The 24,613-nt window shown below is 60.4% G+C and carries 19 protein-coding genes; 6 read left to right on the forward strand and 13 right to left on the reverse strand.

What is annotated here, in order from left to right; genetic code table 11:
* The first annotated feature begins 191 nt into the window (after window positions 1-191).
* Window positions 192-2,099, forward strand: coding sequence for an esterase EstP (gene estP / locus AC3IUF_RS26985; protein ID WP_489279754.1), 1,908 nt, complete (start codon window positions 192-194; stop codon window positions 2,097-2,099).
* Between the two features lie 173 nt (window positions 2,100-2,272).
* Here the strand turns inward: estP and trpE are convergent, their stop codons facing one another.
* The 10 genes from trpE to AC3IUF_RS27035 form a co-directional block, all read right to left on the reverse strand.
* Window positions 2,273-3,754, reverse strand: a complete 1,482-nt coding sequence (gene trpE, locus AC3IUF_RS26990; protein WP_095112702.1) for an anthranilate synthase component I — start codon at window positions 3,752-3,754, stop codon at window positions 2,273-2,275.
* A gap of 71 nt (window positions 3,755-3,825) precedes the next feature.
* Window positions 3,826-4,644: a phosphoglycolate phosphatase gene (locus AC3IUF_RS26995; RefSeq protein ID WP_007918811.1), complete on the reverse strand. Its 819-nt coding sequence runs from the start codon at window positions 4,642-4,644 to the stop codon at window positions 3,826-3,828.
* Window positions 4,641-5,315 (reverse strand): ribulose-phosphate 3-epimerase, encoded by a 675-nt coding sequence (gene rpe, locus AC3IUF_RS27000; RefSeq protein WP_007918813.1) that lies wholly within the window; start codon window positions 5,313-5,315, stop codon window positions 4,641-4,643. The genes AC3IUF_RS26995 and rpe overlap by 4 nt, the downstream gene beginning before the upstream one ends.
* A 114-nt stretch (window positions 5,316-5,429) precedes the next feature.
* Window positions 5,430-6,578: an iron-containing alcohol dehydrogenase gene (locus tag AC3IUF_RS27005; protein ID WP_489279756.1), complete on the reverse strand. Its 1,149-nt coding sequence runs from the start codon at window positions 6,576-6,578 to the stop codon at window positions 5,430-5,432.
* A gap of 295 nt (window positions 6,579-6,873) precedes the next feature.
* A complete protein-coding gene (locus AC3IUF_RS27010) occupies window positions 6,874-7,698 on the reverse strand; it encodes an ABC transporter permease (RefSeq protein WP_016985352.1) in 825 nt (274 codons plus the stop codon).
* 12 nt (window positions 7,699-7,710) lie between these two features.
* A complete protein-coding gene (locus AC3IUF_RS27015; RefSeq protein ID WP_489279758.1) occupies window positions 7,711-8,958 on the reverse strand; it encodes an ABC transporter permease in 1,248 nt (415 codons plus the stop codon).
* Between the two features lie 200 nt (window positions 8,959-9,158).
* Window positions 9,159-10,202, reverse strand: coding sequence for an ABC transporter substrate-binding protein (locus tag AC3IUF_RS27020; protein WP_038363355.1), 1,044 nt, complete (start codon window positions 10,200-10,202; stop codon window positions 9,159-9,161).
* 48 nt (window positions 10,203-10,250) lie between these two features.
* A complete protein-coding gene (locus AC3IUF_RS27025; protein ID WP_007910151.1) occupies window positions 10,251-11,375 on the reverse strand; it encodes an ABC transporter ATP-binding protein in 1,125 nt (374 codons plus the stop codon).
* A 348-nt stretch (window positions 11,376-11,723) separates the two neighbouring features.
* Window positions 11,724-12,353, reverse strand: coding sequence for a response regulator (locus AC3IUF_RS27030; RefSeq protein ID WP_007910149.1), 630 nt, complete (start codon window positions 12,351-12,353; stop codon window positions 11,724-11,726).
* Between the two features lie 84 nt (window positions 12,354-12,437).
* Window positions 12,438-14,834: a PAS domain-containing sensor histidine kinase gene (locus AC3IUF_RS27035; protein ID WP_095112706.1), complete on the reverse strand. Its 2,397-nt coding sequence runs from the start codon at window positions 14,832-14,834 to the stop codon at window positions 12,438-12,440.
* A gap of 73 nt (window positions 14,835-14,907) precedes the next feature.
* Between AC3IUF_RS27035 and AC3IUF_RS27040 the strand changes: the two genes are divergently transcribed.
* A complete protein-coding gene (locus AC3IUF_RS27040; protein WP_489279761.1) occupies window positions 14,908-15,897 on the forward strand; it encodes an alpha/beta hydrolase family protein in 990 nt (329 codons plus the stop codon).
* A gap of 122 nt (window positions 15,898-16,019) precedes the next feature.
* On the opposite strand, the gene AC3IUF_RS27045 is transcribed toward AC3IUF_RS27040, so the two are convergent.
* The 3 genes from AC3IUF_RS27045 to AC3IUF_RS27055 are packed head-to-tail and all read right to left on the reverse strand — an operon-like array spanning window position 16,020 to window position 18,476.
* Window positions 16,020-16,787, reverse strand: coding sequence for a TerB family tellurite resistance protein (locus AC3IUF_RS27045; protein WP_007910140.1), 768 nt, complete (start codon window positions 16,785-16,787; stop codon window positions 16,020-16,022).
* A 1-nt stretch (window position 16,788) separates the two neighbouring features.
* Window positions 16,789-17,460 carry an N-acetylmuramate alpha-1-phosphate uridylyltransferase MurU gene (murU, locus tag AC3IUF_RS27050; RefSeq protein WP_489279762.1) on the reverse strand — a complete coding sequence of 224 codons (672 nt, stop codon included), beginning with the start codon at window positions 17,458-17,460 and terminating at the stop codon, window positions 16,789-16,791.
* Window positions 17,457-18,476, reverse strand: a complete 1,020-nt coding sequence (locus AC3IUF_RS27055; RefSeq protein ID WP_489279763.1) for an aminoglycoside phosphotransferase family protein — start codon at window positions 18,474-18,476, stop codon at window positions 17,457-17,459. Before AC3IUF_RS27055 ends, murU begins: the two co-directional genes overlap by 4 nt.
* 130 nt (window positions 18,477-18,606) lie before the next feature.
* Between AC3IUF_RS27055 and AC3IUF_RS27060 the strand changes: the two genes are divergently transcribed.
* From AC3IUF_RS27060 to rsmA, 4 genes are read left to right on the forward strand one after another with little or no spacing between them, the layout of a single operon-like run.
* A complete protein-coding gene (locus AC3IUF_RS27060; RefSeq protein WP_007910133.1) occupies window positions 18,607-21,402 on the forward strand; it encodes an LPS-assembly protein LptD in 2,796 nt (931 codons plus the stop codon).
* Window positions 21,383-22,699, forward strand: coding sequence for a peptidylprolyl isomerase SurA (gene surA / locus AC3IUF_RS27065; protein WP_045121567.1), 1,317 nt, complete (start codon window positions 21,383-21,385; stop codon window positions 22,697-22,699). Before AC3IUF_RS27060 ends, surA begins: the two co-directional genes overlap by 20 nt.
* Window positions 22,696-23,685: a 4-hydroxythreonine-4-phosphate dehydrogenase PdxA gene (gene pdxA / locus AC3IUF_RS27070; RefSeq protein ID WP_414915555.1), complete on the forward strand. Its 990-nt coding sequence runs from the start codon at window positions 22,696-22,698 to the stop codon at window positions 23,683-23,685. Before surA ends, pdxA begins: the two co-directional genes overlap by 4 nt.
* Entirely contained in the window at window positions 23,682-24,500 is an 819-nt protein-coding gene (gene rsmA, locus AC3IUF_RS27075) for a 16S rRNA (adenine(1518)-N(6)/adenine(1519)-N(6))-dimethyltransferase RsmA (RefSeq protein ID WP_007910128.1), read from the forward strand. Before pdxA ends, rsmA begins: the two co-directional genes overlap by 4 nt.
* The last annotated feature ends 113 nt before the right edge of the window (window positions 24,501-24,613 follow it).

A 24,613-nucleotide genomic window follows, 5' to 3' on the forward strand; every position in this document is an offset into this window, starting at 1 on the left:
TGCTGGTGATCAACACGGGGAATGTCTCGTTCATACGTTCCAGCACAGTAACTTAGCTGGGCGGGGCGTGCAATATGGCCGGGGCTTTGGGGAATAAATCCAGGGGAGGATTCGCGACCGATGGCAAAACGCCGGGAGTTTTTGGTACTGTCGTTTCGTTCACCTACAACAATAAATAAACGGACTTGCTCATGATCAAACAGACGTTGTTTGTACCGCTGGCCGGCTGCCTGCTCGCACTGGCCTGCGCCCAGGCCAACGCAGCGCCCAATCCTTATTCCAGTTTCATTGTGTTTGGCGACAGCCTCAATGATGCCGGTACCTTCACCGACACTGGCGGACCGGCCGGCTCCACCGAGCGTTACACCAACCGGACCGGGCCGGTTTATCAGGATGGCAGCGGGGAACTGTATTCATTGAACTCCACGCAGTTGCTCGGCAGACGCCTTGGCTTTTCGCCAGACCAGACAGCCTCTTCCAGCTCCGCCGTGCGCGCCGAAAACGGCCAGCCGGACGGCAACAACTGGGCGGTTGGCGGTTATCGCACCGACCAGATCCTCGACTCGATCACGACGCAATCCGCCACCGGTGAACGCACCCGTGCCGGTTACCTGCCCTCAAACGGCTTCCGCGCCGACCCGAATGCGCTGTATTACATTTCCGGCGGCGGTAACGACTTCCTGCAAGGACGAATTCTCAGCCTGCCGCAAGCCAACGCCGCCGCCGATCGGCTGGCCGACAGCGTGCAAACCCTGCAAACCGCCGGTGCCAAATACGTGATGGTCTGGCTGTTGCCTGATGTTGGCCTGACGCCAGCGATCAACGGTACGCCACTGCAAACCTTCAGCAGTCAACTCGCCACCCAGTTCAACAGTCAGTTGGTCACACGCCTGCAAGGCATCAACGCCGAAATCATTCCGCTGAACATTCCGGTACTGCTCTCGGAAGTGTTCGCCGATCCTGGGCGCTTTGGCCTCGCGACCGATCAGAACCTGACCGCGACCTGCTTCAGCGGCAATAGCTGCACCGAGAACGCCCGTTACGGGATCAACAGCGCGACACCCGATCCGAGCAAGCTGATCTACAACGACGGAGTGCATCCAACCGAGGCCGGACAAAAACTGATCTCCGATTACGCCTACTCCCTGCTCGCCGCGCCGTGGGAACTGACGCTGCTACCAGAAATGGCCCACGCCACAGTGCGCGCGCATCAGGATGAACTGCGCAACCAATGGCAGGCGGATTGGGAGAATTGGCAAGCGGTCGGTCAATGGCGCGCCATTGTCTCGGCGGGCGGCCAGCATCTGGATGTCGACAGCCAAAGCAGCGGCGCCAGCGCTGATGGCAGCGGATACAACCTCAACGTCGGTGGCAGCTATCGCTTGAATGAAGCCTGGCGCGTCGGTGTGGCGGGCGGTTTCTACCGGCAGAATCTGGAGGCCGGTCATAACGATTCGGACTACAAACTCAACAGCTACATGGCCACGGCATTTGCCCAGTACCAGCAAAACCGCTGGTGGGCTGACGCGGCGTTGACCGGTGGCAAACTCGACTACGACAACCTCAAGCGCAAGTTTGATCTGGGCGCCAGCGAAGGTGCGGAGAAAGGCGACACTGACGGCAGCCTCTGGGCCTTCAGCGCGCGTGTCGGTTACGACATTGCCCAGCCGGGCAGCGAGTGGCACCTGTCGCCATTCGTCAGCGCCGATTACGCCAGCGTTGATGTCGATGGCTACTCCGAGAAGAGCAATCGCGCCACGGCGCTGACCTTCGATGATCAGACCCGCGACTCGAAACGCCTGGGGCTGGGCTTGCAGGGCAAGTACAACATCACCCCGCAAACCCAAGTGTTCGGCGAATACGCCCACGAACGTGAGTACGAAGATGACGTACAAAAGGTCAACATCGCGCTCAATACCTTGCCGGCCAACGACTTCACACTTGAGGGCTATACGCCGCAAAGTCATTTGAACCGCTTGAGTCTGGGTGTGAGCCACAAACTCACGGCGGATCTGGCGCTGCGTGGCGGTTATTCGTTGCGCAAGGATGATGATTTTACCCAGCAGGGCGTTAACGTCGGGGTGGTGCTGGACTTTTAAACCCCTGGCACAAAAAAAGCGGCGCCCTCGCGGGCGCCGCTTTTTTATTGCCGGACACAGATCAAAATGCAGGAGTGAGCCTGCTCGCGATTGCGGTGATTCACTCAACAAATCCGTTGAATGTTAATCCGCTATCGCGAGCAGGCTCACTCCTACAAGGGTTTTGTGTGGACTCAGGCTTCCGGGGTTTGCTCGGCCAGGGCGACGGCGCGGAACATCGCACGGCGTTTGTTCAGGGTTTCTTCCCATTCCAGCGCCGGCACCGAGTCGGCAACGATGCCGCCACCGGCCTGCACGTGCAGCTCGCCGTTCTTGATCACCGCCGTGCGAATCGCGATTGCAGTGTCCATGTTGCCGTTCCAGGCGAAATAACCGACCGCGCCACCGTACACACCACGCTTGACCGGCTCCAGTTCGTCGATGATTTCCATCGCGCGAATCTTCGGCGCACCCGACAAGGTGCCCGCCGGCAGAATCGCCCGCAGTGCGTCCATCGCCGTCAACCCGGCCTTCAACTGGCCGGTAACGTTGGAGACGATGTGCATCACATTGGAATAACGTTCGATGACCATTTTCTCGGTGAGCTTCACCGAGCCGATTTCCGAAACACGACCGGTATCGTTACGGCCCAGATCGATCAGCATCAAGTGCTCGGCGATCTCTTTGTCGTCCGACAGCAGATCTTCTTCCAGCGCCACATCGGCTTCTTCGGTGGCGCCACGTGGGCGAGTACCGGCAATCGGGCGCACGGTGATCAGATTGTCTTCAACCCGCACCAGCACTTCCGGCGAACTGCCAACGACGTGGAAGTCGCCGAAGTTGAAGAAGTACATGTAAGGCGTCGGGTTGAAGCAACGCAGGGCGCGGTACAGATCGATGGGTGCAGCCTTGAAGTCGATCGACATGCGTTGCGACGGCACGACCTGCATGCAGTCACCGGCCAGGATGTATTCCTTGATGGTGTCGACGGCTTTTTCGTAATCGTCCTGAGTGAAACTGGAACGGAATACCGGATCAGCCGCCTGCTGCTTGCTGAAATCCAGGCCACGGCGCGGGGTGATCGGCTGACGCAGTTTTTCCAGCAATGCCTGCAATTGCGCCTGACCTTGTTCGAAGGCATCCGCCTGCGCAGGGTCGGCCAGGACGATCGCGTGCATCTTGCCGGCGAGGTTATCGAACACCACGACCGCGTCGGAGACCATCAGCAGAATGTCCGGCACACCCAGCGGATCCGGGTTCGGGCATTTGCCCAAGCGCTTCTCGACATAACGTACGCAGTCATAACCGAAGTAACCGACCAGACCACCGTTGAAACGCGGCAGACCGGCGATTGTCGGCACGTTGTAGCGCGCTTTGAAGGTTTCAACGAAGGCCAGCGGGTCTTCAACATCGTGGCTTTCGGTTTCAACGCCATCAACGGTGATGCTGACGTGATGGTCGTGAACCCGCAGCACGGTGCGGCACGGCAGGCCGATGATCGAGTAACGGCCCCACTTCTCGCCGCCCTGCACCGATTCAAGCAGGTAGGAGTTGGGCTGGTCGGCCAGTTTCAGGTAAATCGACAGCGGCGTGTCGAAGTCGGCCAGGGTTTCGCAGGCCAACGGAATGCGGTTGTAGCCGTCAGCGGCCAAGCGCAGGAATTCTTCGCGGATCATAAGGTGCCTCGTGGTGTGAGGGGCAAATCAGTCAGGTATGCAAACGCGCCGGCAGGCCGGCCAGGAACAAGTCAGGCGCGCCAACGCCAGCGGGCCAGGGCCTTGATGACTTTCATCCAGAGTTTGCGAGTGACCACCACGATGGCGTTTCCAGAACGGGATTGAGCAGCGTCGGGCAACGTTATCTCAGCGGCGGAACCTAGGCAACCGGGAATTAGCTTGCGCAGATCGTCGATGACCAGCGCCGGTGATTCTTCGGCAATCGGTCGGCCATGGTTGTAGCCATAACTCAGCGCTACGCATTTGACCCCCGCCGCTTTCGCCGCCAGCACATCGCTGCGCGAGTCGCCGACGAACAACGATTGCGAGGCCGGAATGTTGGCCATTTTCATTACAAAAAACAGCGCGGCTGGATCCGGTTTCTTCTGCGGCAAGGTATCGCCGCCAATGATCCACTTGAAGTAGCGGCCGATTTTCATCTGATCCAGCAACGGCGCGACGAAGCGCTCCGGCTTGTTGGTGATCAGCGCCATGGCCACGCCCTGCTTGTGCAGCCACTTGAGAGTGTCGCGCACGCCGGGATAGACCACGGTCAGCTCATGGCTGGCGCCGTAGGCTTGCATGAACACTTCCAGTGCATGCTCGGCCTCAACGTCATCCACCGCCGAATGATCGATGCCACCGGCCAAGGCGCGGCGCACCAGGACCGGCGCGCCGTTGCCCACCCACTCGCGCACCGATTCGATGCCCGCAGGTTGGCGGCCAAGTGAGAGCAGCATGGTGTCCACCGCCGCTGCCAGGTCTGGAACCGAGTCGATCAGTGTGCCATCCAGATCGAACATCACCAGCCGTGGCAGTTTCCCCGGGAACAGCTGCTCAAACCCGCTCATGGGCGCGCCAGCGCCAGTTCGGAACGCATCTTGTCGATGACTTCCTGATAGTTCGGCGCATTGAAGATCGCCGAGCCGGCAACAAAGGTGTCAGCGCCCGCCGCGGCGATTTCGCGGATGTTGTTGACGTTGACGCCGCCGTCGATTTCCAGACGGATGTCACGGCCAGAGGCATCGATGATCGCTCGCGCTTCGCGCAGTTTGTCGAGGGTGCCGGGAATGAATTTCTGCCCGCCGAAGCCTGGGTTGACGCTCATCAGCAAGACCATATCGACCTTGTCGATCACGTACTTGAGCACGTCCAGCGGCGTCGCCGGGTTGAACACCAGACCGGATTTGCAGCCGCCTTCACGGATCAGTTGCAGCGAACGATCAACGTGCAGCGTGGCTTCCGGGTGGAAGGTGATGTAGGTGGCGCCGGCTTCGATGAAGTCGCCAACGATACGATCCACCGGGCTGACCATCAGGTGCGCATCGATCGGCGCGGTGACGCCGTACTTGCGCAATGCCGCGCAGACCATCGGACCGATGGTCAGGTTTGGCACGTAGTGATTGTCCATGACGTCGAAGTGGACGAAGTCGGCGCCAGCGGCAAGAACGTTGTCTACTTCCTCGCCGAGGCGGGCGAAGTCGGCGGAGAGAATCGACGGAGCAATTACGAAGGGCTGCATGACGCACCTTTTCTGAGCTAAATCACGATGGCGCGCATTGTATACCTCAAGTTTCCAAGCGCGCACCGTGACCGCGATGATTGGGTTGTGCCATGACGGAGGACGGGCGCTGACTCAATACGCCGCGCGGTAGATCTTCTCGATGTCCCCAGCGCTGAGTTTGCGCGGATTGTTGCGCATCAGCCGCTCAATGCCCGCCGCTTCCACGGCCATCGCCGGGATTGCCTCTTCCGGCACACCGAAACTGCGCAGCCCGGCCGGAATTTCCACGGCTGCGCACAGATCGCTCATTGCCTGCACGGCTTTATCCGCTGCTTCGGCGGCACTCAGATGAGCAGTCTTCACCCCCATGGCTTCGGCAATATCCTGCATGCGTTCGACGCAGGCCATCTTGTTCCAGGTCATGACATACGGCAGCAGCAAGGCATTGCTGACGCCATGGGCAATGTTGAAACGCCCGCCCAGCGGATACGCCAGCGCATGCACCGCGCCGACCCCGGCATTGCCGAACGCCATGCCGGCCATCAGGCTGGCGGTGGCCATGTCTTCGCGCGCTTGCAGGTTGGTGCCGTTGGCGTAGGCCTTGGGCAACGCGTTGGCGATCAGCTTGATGGCGCCGATGGCCAGCGAGTCGGTGATCGGCGAGGCATTCACCGACAGATAGGATTCCATGGCGTGCACCAGCGCGTCGACACCACTGGCGGCGGTGACGCTGCGCGGGCAGGTCAGGGTCATCTGCGGGCTGACCAGCGCCACGTCCGGTAATAGAAAGTCGCTGACGATGCCTTTCTTCAACTGCGCGACTTTGTCCGAGAGGATCGCGACGTTGGTAACTTCGGAACCGGTGCCGGCGGTGGTCGGGATGGCGATCAGCGGCGGGCCTTTGCGCGGCACCTGGTCGACGCCGAACAGGTCCTCCAGCGCGCCGTGGTAACCGGCGTAGGCGGCGACGCTTTTGGCGATGTCGATGGCACTGCCGCCACCGAGGCCGATCAAACCATCATGCCCGCCTTCGCGGTAGACACGCATGCAGTCTTCGACGATGGCAATTTCCGGGTCTGGCAAAACGCGGTCAAAAATCTCGTAGTCGCGACCACCGAGTTGCACCAGCGCCAGCTCTACCGTGCCGGATTTGACCAGCGCGGCATCGGTGACGATCAATGGGTTGTCGATGTCGAGGCGTGTGAGTTCGGCGGCCAGTTGTTCGATGGCGGCGGCGCCGGTGATCAGTTTATGAGCGATTTTGAACTGGGACAGACTCATCGTGCGCAGCCTCTTATAGATGTGGGAGCTGGGCACAAGATTAGCTGGGGAATTGGGGTTGTCTGCTATTCATCTGGTGAATGACCCCTCGCAGGCGAGAGCAAGAGCAAGAGCCCCTCACCCTAGCCCTCTCCCCGAGGGAGAGGGGACTGACCGCGTTGTACTCTCGAAGTACACCGACCTGAAATACCGAGTCGAACTCAGGCCTCGAAAGCCATGAAGATCTGCTCCCTTTCCCCCTCGCCCCCCCTGGGGGAGAGGGCTGGGGTGAGGGGGTAAGCTTTTGATCTGGCCCTTAAACCTGAGCAGTCCGCAGTTTTTCGCTACGACCACGCAGCCATTCCAGGGTCAGCAACAAGATGACCGAGAAGGCAATCAGCAACGTAGCAGCAGCCGCAATCGTCGGGCTGAGGTTCTCGCGAATCCCGCTGAACATCTGCCGAGGCAACGTCGCCTGCTCGGGACCTGCGAGAAACAGCGTCACCACCACCTCATCAAACGACGTCGCAAAGGCAAACAGCGCCCCGGAAATCACCCCCGGCGCAATCAGCGGCAAGGTCACTCGGCGGAACGCCGTCAGTGGCGATGCACCGAGACTCGCCGCCGCCCGCACCAGATTGTGATTAAACCCCTGCAACGTCGCCGACACCGTGATGATCACAAACGGCACACCCAGCACCGCATGCACGACGATCAATGAGAAGAAGCTGTTGCCCAATCCCAGCGGCGCGAAGAACAGATAACTCGCCACACCGATGATCACCACCGGCACCACCATCGGCGAAATCACCAACGCCATCACCAGTGATTTGCCGGGGAAGTCACCGCGAGTAAGACCGATCGCCGCCAGCGTACCGAAGACCATCGCCAGTACCGTCGCCGCCGGGGCAACAATGATGCTGTTCTTCAGTGCGCGCATCCATTCCGCCGAGGCGAAGAAGTCGTGGTACCACTGCAGCGAGAAACCCTGCAGCGGATAGACCAGAAAACTCCCCGAGTTGAACGACAGCGGAATGATCACCAGCACCGGCAGAATCAGGAACAACAGAATCAAGCCGCAGAGAATCCGCAGGCTGTAGAACCACACCCGTTCAATGGGCGACATGTAAGGACTCAGCATTTCGAATTCCCCTTAGCTCAGGCGCAGGCGACTGGCGCCGACCAGCCAGCTGTAAATCAGATAAAGCACTACAGTCGCCAGCAGCAACAGCCCGCCCAGCGCGGTGGCCATGCCCCAGTTGATGCTGGTGTTGGTGTAGAAGGCGACGAAGTAGCTGACCATTTGATCGTTCGGGCTGCCGAGCAGCGCCGGGGTGATGTAGTAGCCGATGGCGAGGATGAACACCAACAGGCAACCGGCGCCAACACCGGCGTAGGTCTGCGGGAAGTACACCCGCCAGAAACTGGCGAACGGGTGGCAGCCGAGGGAAATGGCGGCACGCATGTAGGTAGGCGAGATGCCTTTCATCACGCTGTAGATCGGCAGAATCATGAACGGCAGCAGGATGTGCACCATCGAGATGTACACACCGGTGCGGTTGAACACCAGTTCCAGCGGTTTATCGATGATGCCCATGGCCATCAGGCCGCTGTTGATCAACCCGCCGGATTGCAGGAGCACGATCCACGCGGCGACGCGCACCAGGATCGAGGTCCAGAACGGCAGCAGCACCAGAATCATCAGCAGGTTGCTTTGCCGCGATGGCAGGTTCGCCAACAGGTAGGCCAGTGGATACGCGAGCACCAGACAGATCACGGTGATGACCAGGCCCATCCAGAACGTGCGGGCGAAGATGTCGAGATAGATCGCCTGATCCGGCGTGGCCGGGGCGATTTCGCCGAGGTCGTCGATGCGGTGATCGACTGCCGCCAGCAGGTAATACGGGGTGATGCTGCTGGTGTTGCGTTTGACCGCTTGCCAGTAGGCCGGGTCGCCCCAACGTTCGTCGAGTGCTTCCAGCGCTTCTTTATAAGAGGCCGGTTCGCTGGCGAACGGCAGCGCCCGGGCGGTTTTGGTCAACAGGCTGCGATAGCCGGCCAACTCCATGTTCAAGCGCTTGGACAGATCGCCCAGCGTCTGGTTTTTGCGCGCTTCGGCGAGGTCTTCGCCGGCGGCTTTGTAGACCGGTTCAGCGGGCAGGCCGCGGCCGTCCCAACTGGCGATGGCCGCCACGGTGCGCGGCATGCCGCCGACCACTTCGGGGTTGCCGACGCTTTTGTAGAGCAGCGCCACGATCGGCACCAGAAACACCAGCAACAGAAACAGCACCAGCGGCGCAATCAGCGCTCGAGCCTTCCAGCGGTTGACCCGCTCGGCGCGCTTGAGCTTCTGCTTCAAGGTGGGGCTGTTGCCCTCGTTCAGGGGAACGGCGATGGCCATGACGTACTCCGCAAATCTTTGATCGTTACAGAGGTGGTGAATACCACCTCGAACTTTTGCTACTGATCGTTCCCACGCTCTGCGTGGGAATGAATCCAGTGACGCTCTGCGTCACACGGGGACGCGGAGCGTCCCGGGCGGCGTTCCCACGCAGAGCGTGGGAACGATCATCCGGAAAGCCGTCGGCCCGTATGCTCGGGTTACTTCGCAGCCCAGGAGTTGAAGCGCTGCTCCAGTTGCTCGCCGTTGTCAGCCCAGAAGCTGACGTCGATCTGCACCTGGTTGGCGATGTTTTCCGGGGTGGTCGGCATGTCTTTGAGGACGTCCTTGGCCAGCAGCGGTACGGCTTGGGTGTTAGCCGGGCCATAGGCGATGTTTTCCGAGTAGGTCTTCTGCTGCTGCGGCTGTACCGAGAAGGCGATGAACTTCTTCGCCGCTTCCGCGCGTTTGGCGTCCAGACCTTTCGGGATGGCCCAGGCGTCGAAGTCGTAGATACCGCCGTTCCACACCACTTTCAGGTTGGATTCCTTCTGCACCGCCGCGATGCGACCGTTGTAAGCCGAGCTCATCACCACGTCACCGGAAGCGAGGTATTGCGGCGGTTGCGCGCCGGCTTCCCACCACTGAATGCTTGGCTTCAGCTCATCAAGCTTCTTGAACGCGCGATCCTGGCCGCCCTTGCTCGCCAGCTCTTTGTAGACGTCTTTCGGCGCTACGCCATCGGCCATCAAAGCGAATTCGAGGGTGTACTTGGCGCCTTTGCGCAGGCCACGTTTACCCGGGAATTTCTTGGTGTCCCAGAAATCCGCCCAACTGGTCGGGGCGGTTTTCAGCTTGTCGGCGTTGTAAGCCAACACGGTCGACCAAACGAAGAAGCCCACGCCGCACGGCTGAATCGCGCCTTTGACGTAGTCTTCAGTCTTGCCGAACAGCGCCGGGTCGAGTTGTTCGAACATGTCTTCGTCGCAGCCACGGGACAGCTCTGGCGATTCAACTTCGACCAAGTCCCACGACACGCTCTTGGTGTCGACCATGGCTTTGACCTTGGCCATTTCGCCGTTGTACTCGCCAGCGACGATCTTGCCGTTGCCCGCCGCTTCCCACGGTGCATAGAAGGCTTTGACTTGCGCGGCCTTGTTCGCCCCGCCAAACGACACCACGGTCAAATCCGGGCCGGCGGCCATCGCGCTGGCCGCACCCATCAGGCCCAGGGTCAGGGCGGTGAACTTCAGGGATCTCAACATTTATTGTTCTCTCCACGTGCAGGGTTGGTGTTGGTATTGCCGGGGCGATCAGTTCGCCTCTAGAAGAGGATCGAGTGCGCGTACGTGCTCGACCTGCCAGCCAAGCGGAACCACGTCACCGACCGCGAGCGCTGGATCGAGCTCGGCAATCGGCTGTTTCACGAAGAAGTCGGTCTTGCCGCAGACTTCCAGGCGCACCCGGACGTGGTCGCCCAGATAGATGAATTCCGCCACCCTCCCTGAGAAGCGGTTAACGCATTGATCGCTGGAACCGTTGAGACTGATGCGCTCCGGACGGATCGACAAAGTCACCGGTTCGCCGGTCTGGCCGACGTTGACCGCCAGCGCCTCGACCTTTTCGCCACGGCCCAACTCGACCACGCAACGCTCGCCGTTCTGGCTCAACAGGCGACCGTTAAGGCGGTTGTTTTCACCGATGAAGTTGGCAACAAAGGTATTTTTCGGCTCTTCGTAAAGTGTGCGCGGCGGGGCGATCTGCTGGATTTCGCCCTGATGGAATACCGCAACGCGATCGGACATGGTCAGCGCTTCGCCCTGATCGTGGGTCACGTAGACCACGGTTACGCCGAGGCGCTGGTGCAGGTGTTTGATTTCCATCTGCATGTGTTCACGCAGTTGCTTGTCGAGGGCGCCGAGGGGTTCGTCCATCAGCACCAGTTGCGGTTCGAACACCAGCGCGCGGGCCAGCGCCACACGCTGCTGCTGACCACCGGACAACTGCGCCGGGTAGCGCGAGGCAAACGCATCGAGCTGGACCATGCTGAGGACTTTCTTGACCTTGTCGTTGACGTCGCTTTTATTCAGGCCACGCACGCTCAGCGGGAACGCGAGGTTTTCGGCGACGGTCATGTGCGGGAACAGCGCGTAGTTCTGGAACACCATGCCGATGTCACGCTTGTGTGGCGGCACGTTGTTGATCGAACGCCCGGCCAGCAGGATCTCGCCAGCGGTCGGCGTTTCGAAACCGGCGAGCATCATCAGGCTGGTGGTCTTGCCGGAACCGGACGGCCCGAGCAGGGTGAGAAATTCGCCTTTGCGAATGTCCAGGTTGAGGTCTTTGACGATCAGGTTCTCGCCGTCGTAGCTCTTCTGCACTCCACGAAAGCTGACCAGCACATCACTGGCCCCTGCGTTTGTATCGACCTGGCTCATACCCACACCTTTGTTGTTGATGACTGCTTGTGGGTTAAGCCTAGTGGCTGCTGACAGGCGCGCAAATCGGGGCGCAGGAGAGAATCGCCTCAGCCGGATGGAAGGTTGGGGGTAGGGATTGCCCTACAAGGATGGCGCTAATGGATAAGGCAGTGGCGAGGGTTGAGCTGCAAGCTGCAAGAACAAGCAAAAGCGCCTGTCGCTAACAGATATGCTCACAATCCAGGGTTAAACAACGAAACCTGTGGGAGCTGGCTTGCCAGCGATAGCGGTGGATCAGCCGACATTGATGTGATTGACATGCCCTCATCGCTGGCAAGCCAGCTCCCACAGAGTTTTGTGGTGCATTTAGAGGAGTTTGTGTTCCATCGCGTATTTGACCAGTTCGGCCAGCGAGGTGATGTTGAGCTTCTGCATCAGCCGCGCCTTGTGGGTGCTGATGGTTTTGCTGCTCAGCGCCAGTTGCTGGGCGATGTCGTTGACGTTGGCGCCCTGGGCCAGGCGTTCGAACACCGAGAACTCGCGCTCGGACAGCAACGAATGCAGCGGCCGTGCATCGGTCAGGCCGACTTCAAACACCATGCGATCCGCCAGATCCGGATCAATGTATCGCCCACCCGCCGCGACTTTACGAATGGCGGTGAGCAACAGCGCCGGGTCACTGTCCTTGGTCGCATACCCGGCGGCTCCGACCTTCAGCGCCCGCGCAGCCATCTGCGCTTCGTCGTGCATAGATAGCACCAGGATCGCCGGTGGATTGTTCAGCGCGCGGATTCGCGGGATCGCCTCCAGGCCATTGACCCCGGGCATGGAGATGTCGAGCAGCACCACTTCGCACGGCACGCTGCGCAGGGCCTCAAGCAATTGCTCGCCATTGCTCGCCTCGCCCACTACTTGCAGATCCTTGGCCAGGCCGATCAATTGTTTGATGCCTTCACGGACGATGGTGTGGTCTTCGGCTACCAGTACACGGATCACGTTTTTCTCCAGATTTCAGGTACACAGCAATCCCTGTGGGAGCGAGCCTGCTCGCGAAAGCGTCAGCCCAAACACCACATATCTTCAAACCTCACTCACCGGCACCCAAACATTCAGACTGGTGCCCTCCCCCGGCTCACTCTCCAGCACCAACCGCCCGCCCATGATCAGCACCCGCTCACGCATGCCGACCAGGCCAAACGAAGTCGGTCGACCGCTGGCGGGAACAAATCCTACGCCATCATCACTGACCGTCAGACATAACTCATCGCCTTCCAGCGCCAACGTCAGTTCCACAGTATGCGCCTGAGCATGGCGCATCACATTGGTCAGCGCCTCCTGCAAGATCCGGAACAAGCCAATTGCCTTGGCATCACTGAGTACCGGCAGATTATCCGGTACCTGCACCAGACACGGGATCTGCGTACGCGCCTCGAAGCGCCGCGCCTGCCACTCGATCGCCGAGGCAATCCCGGCATCGAGAATCGGCGGTCGCAGCGCCGTGGCCACGTCGCGCACCAACTGGAACAACTGAGCGATCAGGCGTTTCATGCTGTTCAACCGCTCGTTCAACCCCGGATCGAGTTGCGCGTAGGCTAACTCGCACATCGATGTTTCCAGCTTCAGCACGGTCAACATCTGCCCCAGTTCATCGTGAACCTCGCGGGCAATGCGCGCCTTCTCTTCTTCACGCACGCTCTCAAGGTGCGCCGACAGTTCGCGCAGTTGCTCACGGGAGGCCGCCAGTTCCAGCTCGATACGCTTGCTCTCGGTGATGTCCCAGACGATGCCGTCCCAGACATAGGCGCCATCCTCCAGTTGCCGGGTGATCGCCTTGATCTCGGCCCAGCGCTGCTGGCCTTGACGCGTGAGGATCCGGCCCTGCCACGACCAGTCACTGTCGGTGTCCAAAGCCTGATCCTGAGTGCGGTGATAACTCGCCTTATCGTCGGGATGCACCAGGCTGCGCAGACCCATGTCGCGATGGGCTATGGTGGCCGGGGCGTAACCGACCAGGCTTTCGCTGCCCTCGCTGATGTAGGCAAAGTCGATCTGCCCGGTCACCGGCGCGCGCTCCAGACGAAACACCAATCCCGGCACGTTGGCGGCGATGCCTTGCAGACGCGCCTCGCTTTCCTGCAACGCGGCGAGGGCGCGACGGCGCTCGGTGACGTCGGTGAGGTACACCACCAGGTATTCACTGTCGCGAAAGCGCAGGAAACTCAGCGAGACATCCGCCGGCAAAATACTGCCGTCAGCCCGCACGCAACTGGTTTCGAAACTCAGCGGACCTTCTTCACTGGCCCGCGCGCGCTTCCACAGATTGAGCCAGCGGTCCATGTGCAGACCCGGTTCGAAGTCGATCAATGGCCGTTCGATCAGTCCGCCCGAGGGATAACCGAGCATGATTTCCGCCGCGCGATTGGCGTAGCGCACATGGCTGTCCCAGTTGACCCAAAGGATGCCGACGGTGCTTTGGTCGATGGAGAACTGCGTCAACCGCAGCGCTTCTTCGTTGGCCGCGCGCAAGGCGATGTCTTCCCGGGCGGCCAGCAATCGCTGTTCGAGGCTGTGCTGTTGGCGACGCTGCCAGAACACGATCGCGACACAACTGAGCAGCATCACTGCAAACAACAAGCTGAGGTTTTGCCAGAACCCCGGCGACTCCGAGAGTCGCGGATATTTCGGTTGCAGCCACTGGTTGTGTAACTGCTCCAGATCCTTGGCCGGGATGGCACGCAGCGCACTTTGAATGATGCCGGCCAACTCTGGCCAATCGCGGCGCGAGCCGACGCGCAGCAGTTGTGGCAGGCCGATATCGCCGACCACCACCAGCCCGGCGAACTCAGGCTCTACCGACAAGCGCCCGAGTTGCGCCTCATCGACCACGGCGTAGGCGGCCTGCTGACTCAACAGCAACTGCAAGGCCTGACGCTCCAGTGGTACACCTTGCAGATTCAGATGGGGGTAGTTGCCGCGCAGGTAATCAGCCGTGCTGCTGGGCATGCGCACGGCGACGCGGATCTGGCTGTCGAGCTTCTCCAGATCGACCACACCACTGGCCTTCTGGTCGCTGACCACCAGTTGCGGCACGCGCATGTACGGATCAGAGAACTGCCACAGACGCAGGGCACTCGGGGTCTGGCTCAGGCCCGGAGCGATATCGATCTCGCCCTCGCGCATGGCGGCGTCCAATTGCGCGAGATCCTGAAAGTTGCGCCAGCTCAGTTCGACATTGAGCACCTTGGCCAGCAACTTCATCAGCTCGACGTTGGCCCCCGACAGCCGTTGCAAGCGCCGGTCGTATTGCGCATACGGGGCTTGCAACACCAGGCCGACGCGCAATTCATTGTGTTGCGCCAGCCATTGCTGCTGGCTCGCCGACAACTGTGCGAGATGAGAAGGCGGCGCAGGCGCCGCCCAGCCCATCAAGGGAAACCACAAACAGCCGATAACCCACAGGCAGCAAAATCGCTTCATTGAAGTCTCATACACTGACAAATTCTGACCAACCCATTAGGCTGCCGGGATACTTTCTGGCCTGGAATAACCGATGCCCTCTGTCTACCGCCTGGCAATGCCAGCATTGTGCCTGTCGCTGCTCCTGCCTTGTGCGTTTTCCGTCGAAGCCGCCGATCCGGCACCCGCCGCCACAGCGGAAAAACCGGCCGAAGAAAAACCGGCCGAACGCCAGCCACTGCTTGAGCGTAGTCAGGAAGAGGCCGCCGCACTGGAACGTAAAGTCCCGGCGCAAGAACAGCAACAGTTGCAGGCCGGTACCGACACCTTCCTCGCCCTGTGGAAACCGGCCAACACTGCCGAACCGAAAGGCGCAGTGATCATCGTCCCCGGCACCGGCGAAACCGCTGACTGGCCGCAGGCAATCGGCCCGTTGCGGCGCAAACTGCCGGATGCAAAATGGAGCAGCCTGAGTATTACGCTGCCCGACTTGCAAAGCGACGCCTTTGCACCGCGCGTGATCGAGGCACCCGCTGTGCCGAAAGCCCCGGAGTCCGGCAGCAAGGACTCCACCACCGCGCAGCCGATCGAGCAAGCCGCTGGCGGTGAAGCAGAAGTGGCGGATCAGGTGGTCGCCGAAACCACTGAAGAGCAATCCAAGGCCGACGCCGAACGCATCTTCGCGCGCATCGACGCCGCGATTGCTTACGCCGAGCAGCAGAGCGCACGCAGCATTGTCGTGCTTGGGCACGGCACTGGCGCCTATTGGGCCGCGCGATACCTGAGCGAGAAACAAACGGCGCAGGTAGAAAAGTTCGTCATGGTCGATGCACAGATGCCAGCCAAGGCCAAACCGCCACTGGCCGAAGTGACGCCGACACTGAAGCTGCCGACCGCCGATATTTTCTATATGGACAAGCCGCTGGATCGCAACGCCGCGCTGGAGCGCATGCAGGCGAGCAAGCGCTTGAAGACCTCGGCGTTCAGCCAGGTCGCGCTCAAGGCTTTGCCGGATAACAAGGCTGAACAGGAACAGTTGTTCCGCCGGGTGCGTGGCTGGCTGAACCCGCAGAACACGGACTGACAGAAAGACCGAGTCTCCCCCTTCGCGAGCAGGCTCGCTCCCACATGGATCTGCGTACACAGTCCATGGTGGGAGCGAGCCTGCTCGCGAAGAGGCCAGCGCAGTCGCTACACATCTAACGGTTAGCGAAAATCCCGCCGCTCACGAATCAACGTGTAGGCGTTGTGCAGCTCACGGGTTTTTTCGGTGGCTTCACGCACCTGCACTGGCGTCGCCCCCGACCCGGCAATCTTGTCCGGATGATGACGACTGAGCAGGCGCCGATAGGCGCGCTTGATCTGCGCCGGTTCACTGGACGCCGACACGCCCAATAAACGCATCGCCTCCTGATAACTCACAGCAGCGCTGACGATCGGTCGTTTGCCCGGCTCGTAATCATTGGCCAGTGCCTGCACCTGATGCGTCGTCCAGCCCAGCCACTTGCCCCATTGCGCCAGCAGTTCACGCTCACTGACACCCGCGCGACCATCGGCCCAGACCATCCGCCAACAGGCGCGCAACACACCTTCGGCGGCATGCGGCTGCGCACTCAGGCGCCGTAGATAACCGCGCAGATTGTCGCTGCCGGACTTGCCGCGATTGAACGCGGCAATCGCCCGACGCGTCGCCGGCTCGCTCATTTCCAGCGCACGCATTTCGTTACGCGCCTGCTGGATATGCCCGTCAGTGACCCGACCGTCACTTTTGGCCAGACGCCCGAGCAGCACAAACAACAATTCGTCATTGCGCAACATCGGCCGACCGCCGAGTTTTTCGCGCAAATGCCCCCAGCTTTGCAAGTGCAGGCGCCGATCCAGCGCCTGCCCCAACAATGCCCCAAGCATGGCCCCCGGAATGCTGGCAATCGCAAAACCCGCTCCGGCTCCAATCAGAGTCCCTGGCCACAACATGTCAGCGACTCGCTTCTATCAATGTTTCAGCTTCGGCCAGCCGCTCGTGCGTACCGACATCCACCCAGTGACCTTTCAGACGCTCGCCCGTGACTTCGCCAGCCGCCATGGCGTTACGCAACAGCGGCGCCAGTTTGAAGGCACCGTCGGTACAGCCGTCGAACAGTTGCGGATGCAATACGGCGATGCCGCTGTAAGTCAGGGTCGCAGCGTCCGGCTGACCGTCGTGCACTTCGCCGTCGACCAGTGTGAAATCACCGCGCGGGTGGTGCGCCGGATTGTCCGCCAGTACCAGATGCGCGAGCCCGTTGATCGGCTGGTGCAGGACGCTGAAGTCGTAATCGGTCCAGATATCACCGTTCACCACCAGAAACGCATCATCGCCGAGCAACGGCAGCGCACGGAAAATCCCGCCGCCGGTTTCCAGTGGCTCACCTTCCGGCGAATACTGAATGCTCACGCCAAATTGCGAGCCGTCGCCCAGATAATCTTCGATCTGCTGACCGAGCCAGGCGTGATTGATCACGATCTCGTTGAACCCTGCGGCAGCGAGAGCCCGCAGGTGATATTCGATCAGTGGGACACCGCCGGCACGCACCAGTGGTTTCGGCGTAGTCAGGGTCAGCGGGCGCATGCGCTCGCCTTTGCCTGCCGCCAGAATCATTGCCTTCATGCTGTTGCTCCACCCCGCAGGCTGGTGAACAGCGCTTGCAGTTCTGCCAATTCAGGACGACGCGCAATCACCGCCTCTATATAAGAGAAGAAGCGCGGTACGTCGGCCAGATAACGCGGCTTGCCATCACGATGACAAATGCGCGCGAAGATGCCGATGACCTTCAGGTGGCGCTGTACGCCCATCAGGTCACTGGCGCACAGGAAGTCTTCGAAGTCCGGCTGCACCGGGATATTCAGTGCCGAGGCTTGCTGCCAGTAGCTTTCCAGCCAGCCGCGCACACGCTCTTCAGGCCAGCTGAGAAAGGCATCCTTGAACAGACAGGTCACGTCGTAGGTCACCGGGCCGTAGACCGCATCCTGGAAATCCAGCACACCGGGGTTCGGCTCGCTGAGCATCAGGTTGCGCGGCATGTAGTCGCGGTGCACCAGCACTTTGGGCTGCGCGAGTGCGCTGTCGATCAGCAGATCGCTGACCTTCTGCCACTGCTGTTGCTGGGTCGCGTCGAATTCGACACCGAGTTCACGCTTTACGTACCACTCGGGGAACAGTTCCAGCTCTCGGCGCAGCAAGGCAACGTCGTAGCTCGGTAACGGTGCGACCATCGGCAATTGCTGAAAAGCCAGCAGCGCTTGCAGGGCATCACTGAATAATGCGTCGGCATTTTCGCCATCGATCACGTCGAGATAGGTCTTGTTACCCAGGTCATTGAGCAAAAGAAATCCACGCTCAAGGTCCTCGGCATAAATTTTCGGCACATTTATTCCGGATTTCGCCAGCAAAAAAGCGATATCCACGAACGGTTTGCAGTTTTCCTGGGGCGGCGGCGCGTCCATCACGACGAAGCTGCGACCCTCGCCTTCCCAACGGAAGTAGCGGCGGAAACTCGCGTCGCTGCTGGCCGCGGTCAACGTGGCCGGGGGCACGGTGCCCCAGCCCTGATCTGCAAACAGGATTGCCAACTGCTCATCGAGCCAAACTTTCAGGTGTTGCAAGCGTACATCTTGGTCAGGCATTGCAAGGGTCTCCGACGGCGCTAGCCGTCAAGCGGGTCATGCTTTATTATCCAGCATCTTTTTCAGACCATCGAGAGGCGTGCGGCCCACACCGCGGGCAGATGGCACGCAGGAAGCCCGGACTAATAAGATGGCATTGAAATCCCCCGCGTTTCGTAAAAAATTTCCGTTGTTGGTAACCGGCAGTCTGCTGGCTATGCAACCTCTGGCCAGTCAATTCGTTGTTGCCGCCGAGCAGTATGACTGCTCCGTCTCGGCTTCGGGTGGTTGGGCCTGTGCGCCCAAATCAACCGCTGCTGCGTTGCCGCCGCGCCCAGTGCATGACGGCAGTGCCGTCAGCGCTACCGGCGAAGCCGCGACCGAGAACGGTTCGGTTGCCGACACAGCCCCTAAAACGGCGCTGGTCACCGAAGCCAAGGGCCGCGGTCTGAAATCCCGTAGCGAAGACTTCAGTCACCTCGACTGGGTTCCGCGCGAGAAGCTCACCGCCGCCCAATTGGCCGAGACCGGGCCTTACTGCTCTGGTGCCTATATCGAACCGATTCGTCCTGGCATGAATGACAAGACGAATAAAAGCGATGCACCGACCTTTATCGGCGCAAAAGCCTCGCGCTATAACACCGATGATCAAGTCGGTACGCTGGCCGGCGATGTCGTTCTGCGTCAGGGCAGCATGCAGGTCGAATCCGACGAGGCCAGCCTGTATCAGGCCGAGAGCCGCGCCGAACTCAATGGCGATGTACGCATCCGCGACAACGGTGCGCTGATCGTCGGCGACCACGCCGACGTGCAGCTCGACACCGGTGAAGCGAAAGTCGACAACGCCGAATACGTGATGCACAAATCGCGTATCCGCGGTAATGCGCTGTACGCCAAACGTGCCGAGAACGCGATCATTCGCTTGAAGGACGGCACGTACACCACGTGCGAACCGAACAGCAATGCCTGGCAGCTCAAGGGCAACAACATCACCTTGAACCCGGCCACCGGTTTCGGTACCGCGACCAACGTGACGTTGCGCGTTAAAGACATTCCGATTCTGTACACGCCGTACATCTATTTCCCGATCGACGACCGTCGTCAGTCGGGCTTCCTGCCGCCGACCATCGGCAGCGGCAGCGACACCGGCTTCATGCTGGTTACACCGTACTACTTCAACCTGGCGCCGAACTACGACGCCACGTTGTACCCGCGTTACATGAGCAAGCGCGGCATGCTGGTGGAAGGCGAATTCCGTTACCTGACCAAGTCGAGTGAAGGTCAGTTCGGTGCCGCGTATCTGAACGATGACGATACCGAGCGCAGCAAGCAGACCGACTACGAAAAAACCCGCTACATGTACAACTGGCAGCACAAGGGCGGTCTCGACTCCCGTGTGTTCACTGAAGTCGACTACACCAAGATCAGCGATCCGTATTACTTCCAGGATCTGCAGACCGATCAGATTGGCGTGAAGTCCAGCGACTTCGTGAACCAGCAAGGTTCGATCAGCTATCGGGGTGACAGCTACACCGCTCGCTTGAATGCCCAGCAGTACCAATTGGCGACCGTTGCGAGCATCACGCCGTATGGCCGCCTGCCGCAGATCACCTTCAATGGTCAGCTGCCGTATCATCCGCAAGGCCTGGACTTCGATTACGAGACCGAGTTGGTGCGGTTTGATCGTGATCTGAAAACCGGCAATTTCATCGATGAAAATGGCAATTCATCATCGCGCCTTGATACCAACGTAGCAGGCCTGGCTCGCGCCAACGGCGATCGTTTGAACCTGAAACCGGGTGTCAGCCTGCCGATGAACTGGACCTATGGCTTCCTGAAGCCATCGCTCAAGTATCAGTACACCCAGTACGATCTGGATCTCGACGGACAAGGTAAAGACGACCTGGTGACTAACCGCAACGGCGCTTCGGCGCTGGGTGAGAAGTACAGCAGCTCGCAAAACCGTGGCGTCCCGATCGCCAGTATCGACAGCGGCCTGTACTTCGACCGCAACACGTCGTTCTTCGGCAAGAACTATCGCCAGACCCTGGAACCGCGCCTGTTCTATCTCTATGTACCCGAGAAAGACCAGAACGATATCCCGGTGTTCGACACCAGCGAATACACCTTCAACTATGCGTCGCTGTTCCGTGATAACCGCTTCGCAGGCTCCGACCGTGTCGGCGACGAGAACAAACTGTCGCTGGGCGTGACCAGCCGCTGGATCGAAGACGACGGGTTCGAGCGTCAACGCATCAGTGTCGGCCAGGCCCTGTACTTCAAGGATCGTGAAGTTCAACTGCCAGGTATCGACGCGAAAACCCGTGACGACGCGCACTCCAATGTGTCTCCGTATGCGCTTGAATACGAATACCGCTGGAACCGCGACTGGCGCACCACTGCCGACTACAACTGGGATCCGGACAGCCGCAGCCCGCGTTCCGGCAGTGCGATGTTCCACTATCAGCCTGAAGACAACCCGAACAAGGTTATCAACGCCGGCTATCGCTATCGCAACGACCAGATCCGCTACGACCAGACAACGGGCAAGTGGCAGATGGGTGGCGACTACGGCACACCTGGCACAGCTGGCTATGTGAAGGACTACTACAAGATCCAGCAGCATGACTTCTCGGTCATCTGGCCGATCGTTCCGCAGTGGAACGCGATCAGCCGCTGGCAGTACGACTACAACCGCAACCGTACCCTGGAAGCCTTCGGTGGTTTCGAGTACGACAACTGCTGCTGGAAGTTGCGCCTGATCAACCGTTACTGGGTTTCCTATGACGAGTTCAGCCAGGATGCTCCGCAAAACGAAAAAGGCGACCATGGCGTCTTCCTCCAAATTGTTCTGAAGGGACTCGGCGGCCTCACCGGCGCCAAGGTAGAGAGCTTCCTCGACAAAGGCATTCAAGGTTATCGTGAACGTGAAGACCAAGCTTTCTGATTGTCTGCGCCCGCTGATGCTGGGCGCGCTGTTCCTGGGTACTGCGGCTAACGCCGCAGTTCAATCCATCGACAAAGTGGTAGCGATCGTCGACAACGACGTGGTCATGCAGAGCCAACTGGACCAACGTGTCCACGAAGTTCAACAGACCATCGCCAAGCGTGGCGGTGGCCTGCCGCCTCCTGGCGTACTGGATCAACAGGTGCTCGAGCGCCTGATCGTCGAAAACCTGCAACTGCAGATTGGCGAACGCTCTGGCATCCGCATCACTGACGAAGAGCTGAACCAGGCGGTCGGCACCATTGCTCAGCGCAACAACATGACTGTTGAGCAGTTCCGCTCCGCCCTGGCTCGCGACGGTCTGAACTATGACGACGCCCGTGAGCAGATCAAGCGCGAGATGGTCATCAGCCGTGTGCGTCAGCGTCGCGTGGCAGAACGCATTCAGGTTTCCGAACAGGAAGTGAAAAACTTCCTCGCCTCCGACCTGGGCAAAATGCAACTGTCCGAAGAACTGCACCTGGCCAACATCCTGATCCCGACGCCGGAAAGCGCCAACTCTGAAGCCATTCAAAGTGCAGCCCGTCAGGCCATGGAGGTTTACCAGCAGCTCAAGCAAGGCGCTGACTTCGGCCAGATGGCCGTTGCCAAATCCGGCAGCGACAACGCGCTGGAAGGCGGCGACATGGGCTGGCGTAAAGCCGCGCAACTGCCACCGCCGTTCGACCGCGAGTTGAGCAGCATGGCCGTCGGCGACATCACTCAACCTGCCCGCACACCGGGTGGCTTCATCATCCTCAAGCTGCTGGCAAAACGCGGTGGCGAAGCGCAGATGCGCGATGAAGTGCATGTACGTCACATTCTGGTCAAGCCGAGCCCGATTCGCGATGAAGCGAAGACCAAGGCGCTGGTTCAATCCTTGTACGAGCGCATTCTGGCCGGCGAAGATTTCGCCACTCTGGCCAAAAGCTACTCCGAAGACCCAGGCTCGGCGCTTAACGGCGGCGACCTGAACTGGATCGACCCGAACGCACTGGTTCCGGAATTCCGCGAAGTGATGGCCAAGACCCCACAAGGTCAGCTGTCCAAGCCGTTCCAGACCCAATATGGCTGGCACGTTCTCGAAGTCCTTGGCCGTCGCGCCACCGACAGCACTGAACAGGCCCGTGAGCAGCAAGCCATGACCGTACTGCGTAACCGCAAATACGACGAAGAGCTGCAAACCTGGCTGCGTCAGATCCGTGACGAAGCGTACGTAGAGATCAAACTCCCTGGTGCAGACCAGGCAGCGCAGTGAAACCCCAGCGTTTCGCGCTGACACCCGGCGAACCAGCCGGCATCGGTCCCGACCTGTGCCTGCTGCTCGCCTCGCAAGCCCAGCCACATCCCCTGATTGCCATCACCAGCCGCGACTTGCTCCTTGAGCGGGCCGCGCAGCTGGGGCTGGCTGTCACTTTGCTGGATGTTGCGCCTGATCACTGGCCGGACGCTCCGGCGCCCGCCAACAGCCTGTATGTCTGGGATACGCCGCTCAGCGCCCCCGTGGTTGCCGGGCAACTGGACAAGGCCAACGCTGCGTTCGTCCTCGAAACCCTGACCCGCGCCGGCAACGGTTGCCTCAACGGCGACTTCGCCGGGATGATCACCGCCCCTGTGCACAAGGGCGTGATCAACGAGTCAGGCATCGCCTTTTCCGGGCACACGGAATTCCTCGCCGACCTGACTCATACCGCACAAGTGGTGATGATGCTCGCCACGCGTGGTTTGCGCGTGGCACTGGTCACCACTCACCTGCCCCTGCGCGAGATTGCCGACGCGATCACACCAGAACGGCTGGAGCGCGTGACGCGGATTCTGCACAGCGACCTGCAACACAAATTCGGCATCGCCCAGCCACGCATCCTGGTCTGCGGGCTCAACCCGCACGCCGGTGAAGGCGGCCACCTGGGCCATGAAGAAATCGACATCATTGAACCGACATTAGAGCGCCTGCGCGGCGAGGGCATGGACCTTCGTGGCCCGCTGCCTGCCGACACTCTGTTTACCCCCAAATATCTGGAGCACTGCGACGCAGTGCTGGCGATGTACCACGACCAGGGCCTGCCTGTGCTCAAGTACAAAGGCTTCGGCGCTGCCGTCAACGTGACCCTGGGTCTGCCGATCATCCGCACGTCGGTCGACCACGGCACCGCCCTGGATCTGGCCGGCAGCGGCAAGATCGACACCGGCAGCCTGCAAGTCGCCCTGGAAACCGCCTACCAGATGGCCGAGACCCGTTTATGACCGAGCAATACCAACACAAGGCGCGCAAACGCTTTGGCCAGAACTTCCTGCACGATGCCGGCGTTATTGACCGCATCCTGCGCTCCATCAGCGCCAAGTCTGAAGATCGCCTGCTGGAAATCGGCCCGGGCCAAGGCGCATTGACCGCCGGCCTGCTCAGTTCCGGCGCGCAACTCGACGTGGTGGAACTGGACAAGGACCTGATCCCGATCCTCAACCAGCAGTTTGCCGGCAAGAGCAATTTCAACCTGCATCAGGGCGATGCGCTGAAGTTCGACTTCAACACGCTCAATGCGGCGCCGAACAGCCTGCGAGTGGTCGGCAACCTGCCGTACAACATTTCCACGCCGCTGATTTTTCACCTGCTGAACAACGCTGGCATCATTCGCGACATGCACTTCATGCTGCAGAAAGAAGTGGTCGAGCGTCTGGCCGCAGGCCCGGGTGGCGGTGACTGGGGTCGCCTGTCGATCATGGTTCAGTACCACTGCCGTGTAGAGCACCTGTTCAACGTTGGCCCGGGCGCGTTCAATCCTCCGCCGAAAGTCGACTCGGCGATCGTCCGTCTGGTGCCTCACGCCGTACTGCCGCACCCGGCCAAGGATCACAAGCTGCTGGAGCGCGTGGTGCGCGAAGCGTTCAACCAACGCCGCAAAACCTTGCGCAACACCCTCAAGCAATTGCTCAGCAACGCTGAAATCGAAGCCGCCGGCGTCGATGGCAGCCTGCGTCCGGAGCAACTGGATCTGGCCGCGTTCGTACGCCTCGCCGACCAGCTCGCCATTCAGGTTCCGGCCTCCCCCGCCGCTGACTGATAAACGATGAACGCTATCGGGCAGGACGCCACTCTGGTTTACTGCCCGATACTTGCCTAGACTGACTCCCCATCAGCTACGCCCCGCGTTCCGCTTCGTTTAAGGCCTCTTGC

This window comes from Pseudomonas sp. KH_040, from assembly GCF_057839305.1.